This window comes from Nocardia sp. bgisy134 (genome assembly GCF_965341865.1).
Lineage (GTDB): Bacteria > Actinomycetota > Actinomycetes > Mycobacteriales > Mycobacteriaceae > Nocardia.
Window position 1 is genome coordinate 26,310 of sequence record NZ_CBDQZP010000025.1, and the last position, 16,643, is coordinate 42,952.

At 67.3% G+C, this 16,643-nt stretch carries 8 protein-coding genes and 1 pseudogene; all 9 read left to right on the forward strand.

Annotated features, from left to right (window positions below; all coding sequences use genetic code 11):
* The 9 genes and pseudogenes from ACRWNM_RS32465 (at position 1) to ACRWNM_RS32505 (ending at position 16,596) form a co-directional block, all read left to right on the forward strand.
* Positions 1-519: a (2Fe-2S)-binding protein gene (locus ACRWNM_RS32465; protein ID WP_431971972.1), complete on the forward strand. Its 519-nt coding sequence runs from the start codon at positions 1-3 to the stop codon at positions 517-519.
* A complete protein-coding gene (locus ACRWNM_RS32470) occupies positions 516-2,906 on the forward strand; it encodes an aerobic carbon-monoxide dehydrogenase large subunit (protein ID WP_431971973.1) in 2,391 nt (796 codons plus the stop codon). Before ACRWNM_RS32465 ends, ACRWNM_RS32470 begins: the two co-directional genes overlap by 4 nt.
* A gap of 25 nt (positions 2,907-2,931) precedes the next feature.
* Positions 2,932-3,825 (forward strand): XdhC family protein, encoded by an 894-nt coding sequence (locus ACRWNM_RS32475; RefSeq protein ID WP_431972026.1) that lies wholly within the window; start codon positions 2,932-2,934, stop codon positions 3,823-3,825.
* Complete coding sequence (locus ACRWNM_RS32480; protein ID WP_431971974.1) at positions 3,822-4,418, forward strand: nucleotidyltransferase family protein; 597 nt, start codon at positions 3,822-3,824, stop codon at positions 4,416-4,418. The genes ACRWNM_RS32475 and ACRWNM_RS32480 overlap by 4 nt, the downstream gene beginning before the upstream one ends.
* Complete coding sequence (locus ACRWNM_RS32485; RefSeq protein WP_431971975.1) at positions 4,415-5,302, forward strand: AAA family ATPase; 888 nt, start codon at positions 4,415-4,417, stop codon at positions 5,300-5,302. Before ACRWNM_RS32480 ends, ACRWNM_RS32485 begins: the two co-directional genes overlap by 4 nt.
* 13 nt (positions 5,303-5,315) lie before the next feature.
* Complete coding sequence (locus ACRWNM_RS32490; protein ID WP_431971976.1) at positions 5,316-5,957, forward strand: SRPBCC family protein; 642 nt, start codon at positions 5,316-5,318, stop codon at positions 5,955-5,957.
* The gene (locus ACRWNM_RS32495) at positions 5,957-7,156 is read left to right on the forward strand and encodes a vWA domain-containing protein (RefSeq protein ID WP_431971977.1); all 1,200 of its coding nucleotides are present in this window, start codon (positions 5,957-5,959) and stop codon (positions 7,154-7,156) included. Before ACRWNM_RS32490 ends, ACRWNM_RS32495 begins: the two co-directional genes overlap by 1 nt.
* Positions 7,157-7,442: 286 nt before the next feature.
* A pseudogene (locus tag ACRWNM_RS32500) lies at positions 7,443-7,636 on the forward strand (LLM class flavin-dependent oxidoreductase); the annotation flags it as partial.
* Positions 7,637-8,115: 479 nt separating this feature from the next.
* Positions 8,116-16,596 (forward strand): amino acid adenylation domain-containing protein, encoded by an 8,481-nt coding sequence (locus tag ACRWNM_RS32505; RefSeq protein WP_431971978.1) that lies wholly within the window; start codon positions 8,116-8,118, stop codon positions 16,594-16,596.
* The last annotated feature ends 47 nt before the right edge of the window (positions 16,597-16,643 follow it).

Genomic DNA, 16,643 nt, shown 5'->3' on the forward strand with positions numbered 1-16,643 from the left:
ATGCAGGTCACCATGACCGTCAACGGCGAGCCGGTCACCGCGGAAGTCGAGCCGCGTACCCTGCTCGTGCACTTCCTGCGAGATCAATTGCGGCTCACCGGAACCCACTGGGGCTGCGACACCAGCAACTGCGGCACCTGCGTGGTGGAGGTCGACGGCGAACCGGTGAAGTCGTGCACGATGCTGGCCGTGATGGCCGGCGGCCATTCGGTGCGCACCGTCGAGGGACTCGAAGTGGACGGCAAGCTCGATCCCGTGCAGGAGGGCTTCATGCAGTGCCACGGGTTGCAGTGCGGATTCTGCACGCCCGGAATGATGATCACCGCCCGCGCGCTGCTCGACCGCAACCCGAATCCCGACGAGCAGACCATCCGGGAGGCGATCTCGGGCCAGATCTGCCGCTGCACCGGATATACCACCATTGTGCGGTCGATCCAGTGGGCCGCGGCGAAGCAACGCGGCGAAGCGGCGGAGCCCGAACCCGCTGCCAGCCCGACGCCGGTGGGGAGCACATCATGACCGCCGTCGAGTCCCGGCCCGAAGACCGGGTCGACAACGACCACAAGCCCTGCGGTCACGGCAGGATGCTCCGGAAAGAGGATCCGCGGTTCATTCGCGGACGCGGCAACTACGTCGACGACGTGCAACTGCCCGGCATGCTGCATATGGCGATCCTGCGTTCGCCGTTCGCGCACGCGCGGATCGTGAGCATCGATGTCTCCGCGGCACAGGCGCATCCGAAGGTCAAGGCGGTCGTCACCGGCGCGGATCTCGCGGCGAAGGGACTGGCCTGGATGCCGACGCTGTCCAACGATGTGCAGGCGGTGCTGGCGACGGACAAGGTCCGGTTCCAGGGGCAGGAGGTGGCCTTCGTCGTCGCCGAGGATCGCTACTCCGCGCGTGATGCGTTGGAGCTGATCAACGTCGAGTACGAGATGCTCGATCCGGTGATCGACGCCCGCACCGCGCTGGCGCCCGACATGCCGGTGATCCGCGATGATCTCGAGGGCAAGCGGGACAACCAGTGCTTCGAATGGGAGACCGGCGACGCCGCCGCGACCGAGGCGGTGTTCGCGCGCGCCGACGTCGTCGTCAAGCAGGAGATGGTCTATCCGCGAGTGCATCCCGCCCCGATGGAGACCTGCGGCGCCGTCGCGGATCTCGATCCCGTGACGGGGAAGCTCACGCTGTGGTCGACGAGCCAGGCGCCGCATGCCCACCGCACGCTCTACGCGTTGGTGGCAGGACTGCCCGAGCACAAGATCCGGGTGGTCTCACCCGATATCGGCGGCGGGTTCGGCAACAAGGTGCCCATCTATCCGGGATACGTCTGTGCCATCGTCGGGTCGTTGTTGCTGGGCAAACCGGTGAAGTGGATGGAGGATCGCAGCGAGAATCTCACCAGCACCGGGTTCGCCCGCGACTACATCATGGTCGGTGAGATCGCCGCCGACGCCGACGGCAAGATCCTGGCCATCCGGTCGACCGTGCTCGCCGATCACGGCGCCTTCAATGGCCAGGCCGCGCCGTTGAAGTATCCGGCAGGCTTCTTCGGAGTCTTCACCGGTAGCTACGACATCGAGGCCGCCTACTGCAAGATGACCGCGGTCTACACGAACAAGGCCCCCGGCGGCGTAGCCTACGCGTGCTCGTTCCGGATCACCGAGGCCGTGTACTTCGTCGAGCGGTTGGTGGATTGCCTCGCCTACGAACTGAAGGTGGATCCCGCCGAGCTACGGCTGCGGAATCTGCTTCGCCCTGAACAGTTCCCGTACACGAGCAAGACCGGCTGGGTCTACGACTCCGGCGACTACGAGAAGACCATGCGCCTGGCGATGGACATGATCGGCTACGACGCCTTGCGAAAAGAGCAGCAGGACAAGCGCGCCCGCGGCGAGTTGATGGGCATCGGGATGTCCTTCTTCACCGAGGCGGTCGGCGCGGGTCCGCGCAAGGATATGGACATCCTCGGACTCGGCATGGCCGACGGGTGCGAGCTGCGTATCCATCCGACCGGCAAGGCCGTGGTGCGCATCTCGGTTCAGACCCAGGGGCAAGGGCACGAGACGACGTTCGCCCAGATCGTCGCCGAGGAACTCGGCATACCGCCGGACGACATCGACGTCGTGCACGGCGACACCGATCAGACTCCGTTCGGTCTCGGCACCTACGGCACCCGGTCGACACCGGTCTCGGGCGCCGCTGCCGCACTGGTGGCGCGGAAGGTGCGCGACAAGGCGCGGATCATCGCCTCCGGCATGCTCGAGGTCTCCGTCGCCGACCTCGAGTGGGAGAAGGGCTCGTTCCACGTCAAGGGCGATCCGTCCGCGGCCGTGACGATCCAGCAGATCGCGATGCGCGCACACGGCACCGGTGACCTGCCCGAGGGCATCGAGGGCGGACTCGACGCGCAGATCTGCTACAACCCGGAGAATCTCACCTACCCGTATGGTGCGTACTTCTGCGTCGTCGACATCGACCCGGGGACGGCCGTGGTCAAGGTCCGGCGCTTCCTGGCGGTCGACGACTGCGGCACCCGTATCAATCCGATGATCATCGAGGGCCAGGTGCACGGCGGTCTCACCGACGGCATCGGCATGGCCCTGATGGAGATCATGGCCTTCGACGAGGACGGCAACTGCCTCGGCGGATCCCTGATGGACTACCTCATCCCGACGGCACTCGAGGTTCCGCACTTCGAGACCGGGTACACGGTCACCCCGTCGCCGCACCACCCGATCGGCGCGAAAGGCATCGGTGAATCGGCCACGGTCGGATCACCGCCTGCCGTGGTCAATGCGGTGGTGGATGCGTTGGCGCCGTTCGGAGTTCGGCACGCCGACATGCCGCTGACGCCGTCGCGGGTCTGGGAAGCGATGCAGGGGCGGGCCACACCACCCATCTGAGCAGGTGCGAGCGATGGGATCATCGATGAAGATGACCGAGCGTGCACAGCAGTTGGTCCGCACCAGGACGCCGTTCGTGCACGCGACCGTCGTACGCGCGCAGCAGCCGACCTCGGCGCACGCCGGGGACGAGGCGATTCTCTTGCAGGACGGGACGATCGAAGGATTCGTCGGCGGCCAGTGCGCGCAGAACTCGGTCCGCAAGGCGGCGCTGGGCGCCCTGCAATCGAACGAGAGCGTGCTGCTGCGTGTGCTACCCGACGGCGATCTGCACTTTCCCGAGGCGCCCGGCGCGGCGGTGGTGGTGAATCCCTGTCTGTCCGGCGGCGCGCTGGAGATCTTCCTCGAGCCGCAGATCCCGCCGCCGCTGGTGCACATCTGCGGCGCGACGCCTATCGCGGACGCCCTGGCCGACTTGTGCGAACTGGTGGGATTCACGGTGCGGCGCAGTGTAGCCGGAGCCGACCCGCTGGAGTCACCGTCCGACACGACGGCGATGGTGATCGCGAGCCATGGCGGCCCGGAAGCCGAGATGATCCGCGTCGCGCTCGATGCGGGCGTGGGGTATATCGGGTTGGTTGCCAGCAGGATTCGGGGCGCGTCGATTCTCGACGAACTCGAATTGACCGACGCCGAGCGGGCTCGCGTGCACACCCCGGTGGGATTGCCGATCGGCGCCAAGACGTCCGCGGAGATCGCCGTCTCGATTGTCGCGGAAGTGATCCAGGCGATCCGCAAGGGTGGCTTGGCCGTCCCGGCCCGCCCGGCGAGCGTTGTCTTCGAGGCGCTCGATCCGGTGTGCGGTATGACCGTGACGGTCGGGCCGGACACACCACACCTCACCGTCGACGATGTCGACTACTGGTTCTGCGGCTCCAGCTGCCGCAATTCCTTCGCGGCGGCGAAGGCGGGCTCATGACCATCGGATTCGTCACCGGAGTCGTACTCGCCGCGGGATCCTCGCGGCGCCTCGGCACCGCGAAACAGGTACTGCCGTATCGAGATACGACGGTTCTCGGCGCCACCCTCGACGTGGTTCGATCCTGCGCCCTCGATCAGATCATCGTCACGCTCGGGGGTGCCGCGGAAGCGGTGCGCAGGCAGGTCGACCTCACCGGGGTGGAGGTGGTCATGGCCGACGACTTCGGTTCGGGCTGTTCGTCGTCGTTGCGTTCGGCCCTGAGCGCGGTGCATCCGCGGGCCGCCGGAATAGTACTGATGCTCGGTGACCAACCGGGACTGTCGGCGGCAACCGTCGACCGGCTGGTCGCCGAGGGGACAACCGCCGCTCCGATCACCGTCTGCCGCTACCGCGACGGTGTCGGGCATCCGTTCTGGCTGAACCGCAGCACATTCGGCGAGCTGGCCCGGTTGCACGGCGACAAGGCCGTGTGGAAGCTCATCGAGTCCGGCCGCGTCGCGGTGTCGCGACTCGACGTCGACGCACCGGCGCCCTTGGACGTCGACACCTGGGACGACTACGAGCGCCTGCGCGCCTCGACGTTGCCATGATCGCGCCGTTCGACGATGTCGAGGAGGTGGTCCGGCGATTCGACGCCGACGACTACCTGCTCGATACCGGGACCGCCGCCGCCTTCTATCTGGCCACCACGTTGGGTCGGCCGCTGCTGCTGGAAGGCGAACCCGGAGTGGGCAAGACGACGGCGGCGAAGACCCTGGCCACGGTGCTGGATGCACCGCTGATCCGCCTGCAATGCTACGAGGGCCTCACCGTGAGCGAAGCGCTGTACGACTGGAACTACCAACGTCAGCTGCTCAGCATCCGGCTCGCCGAGGCGCGCGGCGCCGACCTCACCGAGGCGGACCTGTTCACCGAGGCCTACCTGGTCGACCGCCCCATCCTGCGCTGTGTGCGATATCGCGGTCCGACGCCCCCGGTGCTGCTCGTCGACGAAATCGACCGTGCCGATGACGAATTCGAGGCACTGCTGCTCGAATTCCTCGGTGAGGCCACGGTGACGGTTCCCGAACTCGGGACTTTCGTCGCCGAGCACCCGCCGCTCACGGTGCTGACCTCGAATCGCAGTCGCGACCTGCACGACGCGTTGCGGCGGCGTTGCCTCTACCACTGGATCGACTACCCGGATCCGGCCCGCGCGGTCGCGATCGTGCGACGCACCGTGCCCGGGGCAACCGATGTGCTGATCGAGCACGCCACCCGATTCGTCGGCCGCGCCCGCGATCTGGATCTCGACAAACCGCCCGGCGTCGCCGAGACCATCGACTGGATCGCCGCGTTGGCGACGCTCGACGTCGCCGATCTGACCGCGCCGGAAGCGGTCGCCGCGCTCAGCGCACTGGCGAAGACACCCGACGACCGTGCCACCTTGCACGGGGAATTCGTCGAATACACCCAAGGCATGGCTACCGGATGAGAGGGATACTCCGATGAAGATCGCCAATGAGTTCACCGTCAACGCCCCGGTCGAGCAGGCATGGGAGGTGCTGTCCGACCTCGAACAGGTGGTCCCGCTCCTGCCCGGCGCACAGATGGTCGGCTGGGAGGGAGACGATTTCCTCGGCAAACTGAAGGTCAAAGTCGGCCCGGTGACAAGCGAATTCACCGGAAAAGCGAACTTCGTCGAGCGCGACGAACACGACCATCGCGCCGTCATCGACGGCCGCGGCCGGGACACCCGCGGATCCGGAAACGCGGCGGCGACCATCACCACCCAACTGCGCGAGGAAGGCGATCGGACCCGGGTCATCGTGGACACCGACCTCAAGATCGTCGGCAAGCTCGCCCAGTTCGGCAGCGGGATGCTGCAGCAGGTGTCCGAGAAGATGATCAGTCAATTCGTCACGTCTCTGGAAGCGAAACTCGCAGAAGGGGATTCGGCCGCCGCGCAGCCGGTGGCCGGGCCGGACAGCCGAGCGGTGCAACCCGTTGCCCAATCCGAGCCCGCGCCGCTCGACCTCGTCGATCTCGTGGGGCCCGCGATGATCAAAAGGTATGGCCCCGCGATCGCCTTCGTGCTCGCGGCCGTGCTCGCAATCATTCTGGTACGCAGGCGGATGCGCGAGCGGTGATGACGGGAACGGTGCTGCTGCGCGGCATCGATCTGGCCGCATTCGCCGTCGCGGTGGTCGCGCGGCTGCGGCGCGGTGGCGTCGCCGTGGCGCCGAGCGGACCCGCCCTGTTCGTACAAGCTTTGCGGCGCATGGCGCCGCGGTCACGCACCGAGCTCTACTGGGCCATGCGACTCACGCTCGTCGATCGCATGCAAGATCTCGCCGCCTTCGACACGGTCTTCGCGACGGTGTTCGCCGACGCGACGCTGGGTGTGGACCCGCCGAGCCGGACGCACGGGCTGCCCACCGAACGCGCGTCGACGCCGGGCACCGGCGGTCAGGGTCAGTCTCGAAACGGTGGTGAAGTCCCTTGGGCGACACTGCAATCGGCAACCGGCTCCGACCGATCCACCGACAAGAGCGTGGCGCTCCCGGACGTGCTGCCGAGCCGGTTCGCGGCACGGGAACAAGAACCGTTCGCTCGCTTCGATCCGGACGACCTGCGGACAGTCGGCGCCTGGCTGGAGCAGACGTCGGCGCTGTGGCCGCAGCGCAACAGCAGGCGCTACGAAAACCATTCGCACGGCAAGCGGATCGACTTCCGGGCGACGATGCACAACTCCCGCCGCACGGGCTGGGAGCCTGCGGTGCTGGTTCGCACTCGTCCCCGGCGCCGACCGCGCCGAATCGTCATGATCTGCGACGTCAGCCGCTCGATGCAGCCGTACTCGACGATCTACCTGCACCTGATGCGGGCCGCGATGCAGCACCGTTCGCCCGGCCGACCGGAGGTTTTCGCCTTCTCGACCTCGCTGACCAGGCTGACTTCGGTACTGGCGCACCGTTCCCCGGATATCGCGGTAGCCAGGGCCAACGAGAAGGTCGCCGACCGCTACGGCGGCACGCACATCGGGCGATCCCTCACCGCGCTGCTCACAACCCCGTCCGGCAACGCGGTGCGCGGCGCCGTCGTCGTCATCGCATCGGACGGCTGGGACAGCGACACCCCCGATGTCCTCGCCCGCGCGATGGCCCGCATCCGCCGCCGGGCTTGGCGCGTCATCTGGCTCAATCCCCGTGCGGGCGAATCCCGATTCCAGCCCGCCACCGGTGCGATGGCGGCGGCCCTGCCGTTCTGCGACATCATGATGCCCGCGCACACACTGGCGGGGATCCACGCGTTCGTGCAAGTTCTGGCATCGTCGGTCGTCACCTGACGCGCGACCGGCTTCCGGCCGACGGGTAGCGATTCCGACTCGGCTACCTACGTCTCAGCCGAACCGACAAATATCGCCGCAGATGCGGCAAGAATTGCAGCCACTACTTCACCTCTTGTGGGAAACCGCCAACTGTGCGCGGCTCGAGGCTCCGGCGGAGCATGCTCTATTCCCGATTCGAATGCCAGCAGGGCACTTTGCGCCAAGAGGACGAAGGTACCGACGCCCACGATGACCCAACCGACCGCGGGGGAGATATGAGCGGCTGGATCCGTATTGGGAAGCGATACCGACCAGGGCCGACCACAACAGCCTGGCGACGCTGACCGACCATGCGAAGGCGCTCGAGGATCACGGCTGGAAGGGTGCATTGCTCGGCACCGGTTGGGGTCGCCCCGACACATTCACCGTCGCCGCGGCGCTCGCCGCCAGGACGACGACCTTCGAACCGCTCAGCGCGATCCGACCCGCTATTGGCATTCGTCCTCGAGGATGCGCAACTGTTGTTTTCGCCGCCGGTCCCGGTTCACGATCATCGGCCCCGGCAAGGGTCGAGGAAATGCTTACGATCAGGGCGATTTTGTGCAGGACTGCTTGCCTGATCGATCAGAAGCCGGCCGGACACCGCGCCGCTCCGGAAGCGGAGGCAGAGGCTGGTCGCGGATGGATCGGGGGCGGCCAGCAAGAACCGCCGCACACCTAGCAGCGCTAGAAAACTGACACCGGCCACACCGCGTATGACGTGAGTCGTAGCCCCATCGATTCGCTCGGTGGCCTGGTGAAAGAGATTCGCAACTACGCCGGCGAGCGCTTCGGAGTTATCGTGGAAGTCCTGCCGGACGCCGTGGTGGCCTCAGGGGACACGATATGCACACGCTGATCGAGTCGCTCACCGAGAACCTCCGCATGCTGCTTTCGAAGCCGCTCGCGGCGGCCGATGGCAGCGCGATGGTGTGCCCATGACGGCCGGAGCGGATGGCGCGTTCCCGCTGTCGGCGGCGCAGCGCGGAATCTGGTTCGCCCAGCACATCGCGGGCGACATCCCGATCTCCATCGCCCAGTATGTCGACCTGGCCGGGCCGATCGATGTCGACCGGCTGGCGCCGGCGGCGCGTCAGGCCGGGCGCGAGTTCGGCACCGGCTATCTGCGCTTGATCGAAAGCGACGGGTATCCACTTCAGTGCGTCGACACCACCCTGGACGACAGTGCGCGCATCGTCGACTTCCGCCATGAGCGTGATCCGGTGGCCGCCGCGCACGCCTGGATGCGCGACGAATACTCGGCACCTCTCGATCTGCTGAACGATCGGTTGGCCTGTGCGGTCATGCTGCGGATCGCCGACGACCACTGGTTCTCCTACTGGCGGATGCATCACATCGCGCTCGACGGCATGGGTGTCTCGGTGATGGCCCGGCGTACCGGCGAGCTCTACACCGCGGCGATCGAGGGAAGGCCGCCGCCCGCCTCCCGAGCCGAGAACCTCAGGAAGATCGTGGCCGCCGATCTGGCGTACCGCGGCTCCGACCGTTTCGCGGCCGACCGGGAGTACTGGCTGCGGCACCTCGACGGGATGGCCGACCCGGTGAGCCTCGCCGGCCGCACCGCCGACATCGACGCCCACCCGCGGCGCGTCGAGGGCGTGCTGGCGCAGGAAACAGCGGAATTGCTGGAGACGGTCGCCACGGCGGCGGCCTCCGGTGTGGCACCCACGGTGGTCGCGGCGTTCGGCGCCTATCTCGCCGCGACGACCGGTGCGCCGGAGGTGGTATTGAGTCTGCCGGTCTCGGCGCGCACGACGGCAGCCATGCGACGTTCCGGCGGCATGATCGCCAACGTCGTCCCGGTGCGACTCCGGGTGGCTCCGACCATGACCGTCGGTGAGCTGATCAGCGCCGCGCAGGGCGAGCTGACCGGTGCGCTGCGGCGGCAGCGTTACCGTCAGGAGGACATCTTCCGTGACCTCGGCTGGCCGATGGACGAGGTCGCGACATTCGGCCCCTCCGTGAACTTGATGATGCTGGACACCAGGGTTCAGCTCGGCCCGGTCACCGGACGAGTGCATGTGCTGACCCCCGGGCCGATCGAGGACCTGTACCTCAATCTGTATCCCGGTGTGGGCGGCGAGAGCACCCACATCGACTTCCAGGGCAATGCGAACCTGTACAGCGACACCGAATTGGTCACCCACCACAGCCGATTCCTGCGGTTCCTGCGGAAACTTCTCGCCGCAGGCCCGGACGCGGCCCTGTCCACGGTGCCTGTCGTATCCGACGACGAGCTTGCCGAGCTGGCACCGGCACGAGGACCGGCGAGCGTCACGCCTCGTACGCTCCCCGAAATACTCTCCGCGGGTGCGGAAATCAACCCTGATGGGATCGCTGTTCGCGACGGTGCCGCCTGTCTGACCTACCGCCAGGTCGACGAATACACCAATCGGCTTGCGCGCGTAGCGATCGCCTCGGGTGCGGGCCCGGAATCCAGTGTGGCGATATCGATTCCGCGTTCGATCGATTCGGTGCTCGGGATGCTCGCGGTGGCCAAGACCGGTGCCGCCTTCGTGCCGATCGACCCGGACTACCCTGCCGACCGGATCGCGTACATGATCGACGACAGTGGAGTCGTCGCCGGGATTACCGTATCGACCGCGCGAAGCCTGTTGCCGGACAGGGTGAACTGGCTGGTTCTCGATGAGGACAGGACCGGTCGGCGGATCGCCGAGCAGGACTCGGCAGCGGTGGATGACAGTGTGCGGCATGCCCCGGTGCACCTGGATCAGGTCGCGTACATCATCTACACCTCGGGATCGACCGGATCGCCCAAAGGCGTGCTGGTCACCCATCGGGGTTTGGCGAACATGGTCGCGAGTTTGGCGCATGCCTTCGGTGTCGGTGCCGATTCCGTCATGGCACATGCGGTTTCGTCGAGTTTCGACCTCTCGGTCGAGGAGATCCTGGTGACCTTCGCCGCCGGAGCGATGCTCTCCGTTGTCCCGCCGTCGGCGTACGCCGGCGAGGAGATGGCGGACAGTCTTCGCGTGCAAGGTGTTTCCCATCTGGATGCCACGTCGGCAGTGGTGGGGTCCCTCGACCCGGCGACGCTGCCCGGCCTGCGCACTGTCATCGTCGGTGGCGACGCCTGCCCTGCCGAACTGGCGGCCAGGTGGTCCGGCCATGCTGTCCTCAACGGGTACGGACCCACCGAAACCACCGTCACGGCGACGTTGAGCGACGCGTTGACACCCGCTGCGCCGGTCACGATCGGTGGCCCCATCCGCGGTGTCTCCGCAGTCCTGCTCGATTCATGGTTGCGACCGGTCGCTCCGGGCACGATCGGTGAGCTGTACCTCGCGGGTGGGGGAGTAGCGCGCGGCTATCACCGGCGCACGGGCCTCACCGCGGGCCGATTCGTCGCGAACCCGTACGCGTGCGGCGAGCGGATGTACCGCACCGGGGATCTGGCGCGCTGGACCAAGAGTTCCGGTACGTTGGAGCTGGACTATCAAGGCCGCAACGACTTCCAGGTGAAGGTGCGCGGCTTCCGGGCCGAGCTCGGCGAGATCGACGCCGTCCTGCAACGGCACCCGGACATCGACTTCGCGATCACCCTCGGGATCGATACCGATTCGGGCACCACTGTCCTGGTCTCCTATGTGCTGCCCGAACCGGGCATCGAGGTGAGCGTAGAAGCACTGAAAGCGGCTGCTGGCGAATCGCTTCCGGCGTACATGGTGCCCGCCGCGATCATGCCTCTGGAGAGCGTTCCGCTGACACCGCTGGGCAAGATCGATCGTACGGCGCTGCCCGAACCCGATTTCGCTTCCCACGCACTCATGAGCCGACCACCCTCGACCCCGCGCGAGGAGGCGCTGGCCGCGTTGTTCGCCGAAGTTCTCGGGCTGGATTCGGTGGGCGTCGAGGAGAGCTTCTTCGCGCTCGGCGGCGACAGCATTTCCTCTATTCAACTGGTCTCCAGGGCGAAGAACGCCGGGATCGGCTTCAGCGCACGCGAGGTATTCGAACGCAAAACCGTTGCCGGGCTGGCGGCGGTGGCCACCGAGGCGCGCGCCGAAGTTGTGCACGAGTTACCCGGCGGGGGAGTGGGCGCCGTCGAACTCACGCCGATCGTGCGCGCGATGCTGGACCAAGGAGATACCTGGCGCCGGTTCGGCCAGGCCGTCTTGATCGGTCTTCCGGCCGGCGTCGACGGCGCTCGGCTGATCGCTGCCGTCCAAGCGCTCCTCGACCATCACGATCTGCTGCGCTGTTCGTTGCGAAGCACCGATCACGGCTGGGAATGGAACGTCGCCCGCCAGGGTTCGGTCGTGGCAGGCACTCTGGTGGACGTCGTGACCGCGCGCCCCGATCGGGACCATAGCGGCGAATTCGAATTGCAACGTGCCGCAGACCAACTCGACCCGGAGGCGGGAATCGTCGCGCGCTTCGTGCTGATCGAGCGCGCCGACGCTGCTCCACTGTGCTGGATCGTGCTGCACCACCTCGTGACCGACGCCGTCTCGTGGCGGATCCTGCTGCAAGATCTGGCGACCGCCGCCTCTGGCGGCGCCCTCGCTCCGGTCGGCACATCGTTCCGACGTTGGGCGCGTGGACAGTTCGAGCACGCGACTGACCGAAATGTCGAACTGCAGGTCTGGCAACGCATCCTGGCCACACCCGACCCGCCGATCGGCACGGGCACCTTGGATCCGGCCGTCGATGTCGCCGCCACGAGGGCGATCTACCGGACCGCTATCGCCCCCGACGTCGCGCACGCAGTGCTCACCACGGTGCCCGACCGATTCCATTGTGGCGCTGATGATGTCCTGCTGACCGCGTTCGCGATGGCGGTGAGCCGTTGGCGCGGTCGAAGGTCCTCACTCTTCACGCTGGAGGGCCATGGTCGCGAGGAGGCCATCCTGCCCGGCGCCGATATCGCGCGCACGCTGGGCTGGTTCACCGCGGTGCATCCGGTGGCCATCGACCTGACGGGCATCGATCTCGGTGACGCGTTCGACGGCGGCCCCGCGGCGGGCGCCGCGATCAAGACTACGAAGCAGCAGCTGCGCGCGATGCCCGACAAGGGAATCGGTTTCGGCATGCTTCGCTATCCGAACGCCGGCACCACCGATCCGTTCGCGGATGCGCCGACACCGCAGCTGAGCTTCAACTATCTCGGCCGAGCGCCGACCGGCGGCGAGACCGGAGCCTGGCTGCCGCAACGCTTCGCGGCAACGCAGGACGACCGAGCGCCGTTGGCCGCGGTCATCGATCTCAACGCCGTGCTGACCGAGAATGGCTTGGAAGCGGCCTGGGCCTACGCTTCTCGGCTGCTCGATGCGGCCGAGGTCGGCGAACTCGCCGGTCTCTGGGCGCACGCACTGCGGGCGCTCGTCGACCATGCCACGACCGCGGGAGCGGGCGGGCACGCGCCCTGCGACTTCGACCTCGTCGCGGTCACCCAGCCGCAGATCGAGGCTTGGGAGCACGACTATCCGAATCTGGTCGACATATGGCCGCTTTCACCGCTCCAGTCCGGCCTGTTCTTCCATGCGATCTACGACCCTGATGCCGCCGACGGCTACACAGTGCAATCGGTGTTCACGCTGGCGGGCACGATCGACGACGCGCGACTGCGCGCTGCCGCGGAGGCGGTGGTGGCACGGCACGACATCCTGCGGGCCGCGTTCGTGGCGACCGACGACGGGCCTCGCCAAATCGTGCTGTCGGACGCCGACATCCGCTGGCGGGAGGTCGACCTGAGCGGAGTCGCCGATCCCGAGGAACGGGAGCGGGAGCTCGATCGAGTGATCGCCCTGGACGCAAGAACCCGATTCGAGCTGACTCGTCCGCCGCTGATGCGCTGCACACTCATACGCAGCGGCCCCAACCACTACCGGTTCGTGCTGACCAACCATCACCTCGTGCTGGACGGCTGGTCGACCTCGCTGCTCGTGCGCGAGTTTCTGACGCTGTACGCCACGGGCGACGCGTCCGCGCTATCGCCCGCGCACTCCTACCGCGAGCTTCTTTCGTGGCTGCGCGAGCAGGACCACGCCGCGTCGACCACGGTATGGAAGCAATACCTCGCGGGCATCGATACCCCGACACGGGCCGTCCCGGCACTGGCCGGTATCGAAACGACCGAGGCCGGGACGGTTTCCGTCGACCTGGTCCGGGACACGGTCGACCAGCTGGAAACGACCGCCCGCAGTTCCGGCACCACGGTGAACACGATGATGCAGGCGAGCTGGGCGATGCTGCTGGCCGTACTGACGGGCCGAACCGATGTGGTGTTCGGCGCAACGGTGTCCGGCAGGCCACCGGAACTGGCCGGTGTCGAGGAGATGGTCGGGCTCTTCATCGACACGCTGCCGGTGCGAGTGCGGCTCGATCCCTCGGAGACAGCGGCCGACCTGCTGGCCCGCCTGCAGAGCGAGCAGGCGCGGCTGATGGACCACCAGCACGTCGGCCTTGCTGCGATCCACAAGGCTGTGGGCCTCGCCGAATTGTTCGACACCCTCACCGTTTTCGAGTCCTACCCGATTGACCGTGAGGCTTTGGCGGCAGCAACGGACATCGCGGGCATGCGTGTGCTGGACGTCGAGGGCACCGACGCGACGCCGTATCCGTTGAATCTCGTGGTTGTTCCACTCCGCGGCAGCGATGGGCACAACACGCTGCGCATCACCCTGAAGTTCGCGGCCGACCAGGTCGCGCCGGAGGCGATGCGACCGCTGCTGGATCGCTTGGTCGGGTTGCTGACCCAGCTCGCGAACAACCCGCATGCCCTGGTGTCCCAGCTCCAGTACTGCGACGACGTCGAACGCGCCGAGCTGCTTCCGGTTCGTGGCGCGGAGTCGGTGCCGCCGCGGACTCTTCCCGAGATCCTCTACGCCGGAGCGCAGATCGATCCCGGCGCCATCGCGGTGAGCGCGGGCGAGCTCACGATGTCCTACGAGGAGCTCGACGCCTGGTCCAACCGCCTCGCCCGGGTGTTGCTGCGCCGAGGTGTCCGGCGGGAGATGTGCGTCGCGCTCGCCCTCGGTCGATCGCTGGAGTCGGTGGTGGCGGTGTGGGCGGTGGCCAAGACAGGGGCGGCTTTCGTGCCGCTGGATCCCCGCAATCCGATCGCGCGGATCGAGCACATGCTCGCCGACTCGAAGGCGCCGATCGGCCTGACAATGACCGCGGCCCGCGAGGCGCTGCCCAGCACCATCGACTGGCTGCTGCTGGACGATCTCGAGACGATCCGCCGGGTCGAGAAGGTCGCCGACGCGCCGATCACCGACGAGGAGCGTCGCGGTCCCATCGACATCGATCAGGCGGCCTACCTGATCTACACCTCGGGATCCACCGGCACACCGAAAGCGGTGCTGCTCGGTCATCGCGGCATGGCGAATCTGGTTGCGGACCTGAAGAATTCATTGGATCTGGATTCGACCGCCAGCGTGTTGCAGGTAGCCTCCCCGAGCTTCGACGCGTCGGTGTTCGAGCTGCTCGCCGCGCTGAGCGTGGGCGGCAGGCTCGTGATCTCGCCACCGGATGTCTGCGGTGGCGCCGACCTGACTCGCCTGCTGCGCACCGAACGGGTCACTCACGTGGCGATCACGCCGTCGGTGCTGGCCACGATGGAATCCGCGGGCCTCGATCGCTTGCGAGTGCTTGCTGTCGAGGGTGAGGCCGCGACACCGAAGCTGATCGAGCAGTGGTCGGGCGGGCGGCGGATGGTGAACCTGTATGGTCCGGCGGAGTTCAGCATCTGGGCAACCTGTCGCGGCGAACTCGAAGCGGACGATCCGATCACTATCGGCGGGCCGATCCGTGGGGCCGCGGCCATGGTGCTCGACACCTGGCTGCGTCCGGTGCCGATCGGCGTCGCCGGTGAACTGTATGTGGCCGGTCCCGCACTGGCCCGCGGCTATTTCAACCACTCCGCGACGACCGCGGGACGGTTCGTCGCCAACCCCTGCGGCGAGCCGGGGGAGCGGATGTACCGGACCGGCGACATGGTGCGCTGGGTCATCGGGAGCGACAACACGTACGAGCTGGAGTATCTGGGCCGCAGCGACTTTCAAGTCGAGATTCGCGGCGTGCGGATCGAGCTCGGCGAGATCGATACCGTGCTGTCTCGCGACGAACTGGTCGACCATGCGGTGACGATCGGCCGCACCGGACCGGCGGGGACGACCGTGCTGGTGTCGTACATAGTGCCCGCCGAGGGCGCCGAGGTCGACGGCGAGCATCTGCGCGCGGTAGCGGCCGACGCCCTGCCCGCGTACATGATCCCCTCCGCCTTCGTCGTGCTGGATGCGATCCCGCTCACCGCGGTCGGCAAACTCGACCGGGCAGCGTTGCCGACACCGAAATTCACCGACGGGCAGACCGAGTACCGAACACCCTCGACACCGACCGAAGAAAGTCTCGCCGATATCTACGCGGAGTTGCTCGGCCTCGACAAGGTCGGCGCCGACGATTCCTTCTTCACCCTCGGCGGCGACAGCATCACCGCCATCCAGCTCGTGTCCAGGGCGAAGCAGCGGGGCGTGCACTGCACCCCGCTGCAAGTGTTCGAGCATCGCACCGTCGCCGCGCTGGCCGCGGCCGCCGACACCGCGCGGGCGACGCTGCTTCCCGGCGAGCTGCCGGTGGTCGACCGCGGACCTGCGCTCGACGTCGTGTTGCCGATCCGGCTCGGCGGCGACGAACCCGCGCTGTTCTGCGTCCACCCCTCATCCGGATTGTCCTGGACCTACCTGGGATTCGCGGATGTGCTGGCCCCCGGCAGGCCGATCTATGGACTACAAGCGCCGGACCTGCGCGGTGCCGAAGCGCCGGCACGCTCGATCGAGGAGCTGGCCGATAGGTACATCCGCGAGATCCGCGCCGTGCAGCCCGCAGGGCCCTACCACCTCCTCGGGTATTCGTTCGGCGGACTCATCGCCCACGCGATCGCCACGAAGCTCGAGAACGCCGGTGCCACGGTCGGCGTCCTCGCGTTGCTCGACGCCGATTGCGCTGATATCGACGGTGGCAGTATCGAGCAGCTGTCCGCCGGCGCTTTCGTCAGTACCTTCGGCCCGATCGTCGGCATCCACGATGTGCCCGCCGATGCGTCCGCCCAGGAGGCCGCCGATCTGATCCGAGCACGGCTGGGCGGCGCTTCGCCGATCGACGCGGGCGCCATCGAGCGGATGGCCCGGTCGTACAACGCGACGGCGCGGACCCGAACGGGATACCATCGTCCCGTATTCGACGGTGACATGGTGTATTTCAGCGCCACGGTCGATACTTCCGACCTCTTCGGCCCGGTCGGCTGGCAGCCCTATGTGACCGGCGAAGTCGTCAACCACGACGTAGCGGCCACCCATGACGAACTGACCTCGCGACACGTGCTGCCGACCATCGCTCGTCTACTCGACGAGCATTTGGCAGGTCGGCGATGAGTATCGCAGCGATGCGAACGTCCGCCGAACGTCACGCGGAGATCCTG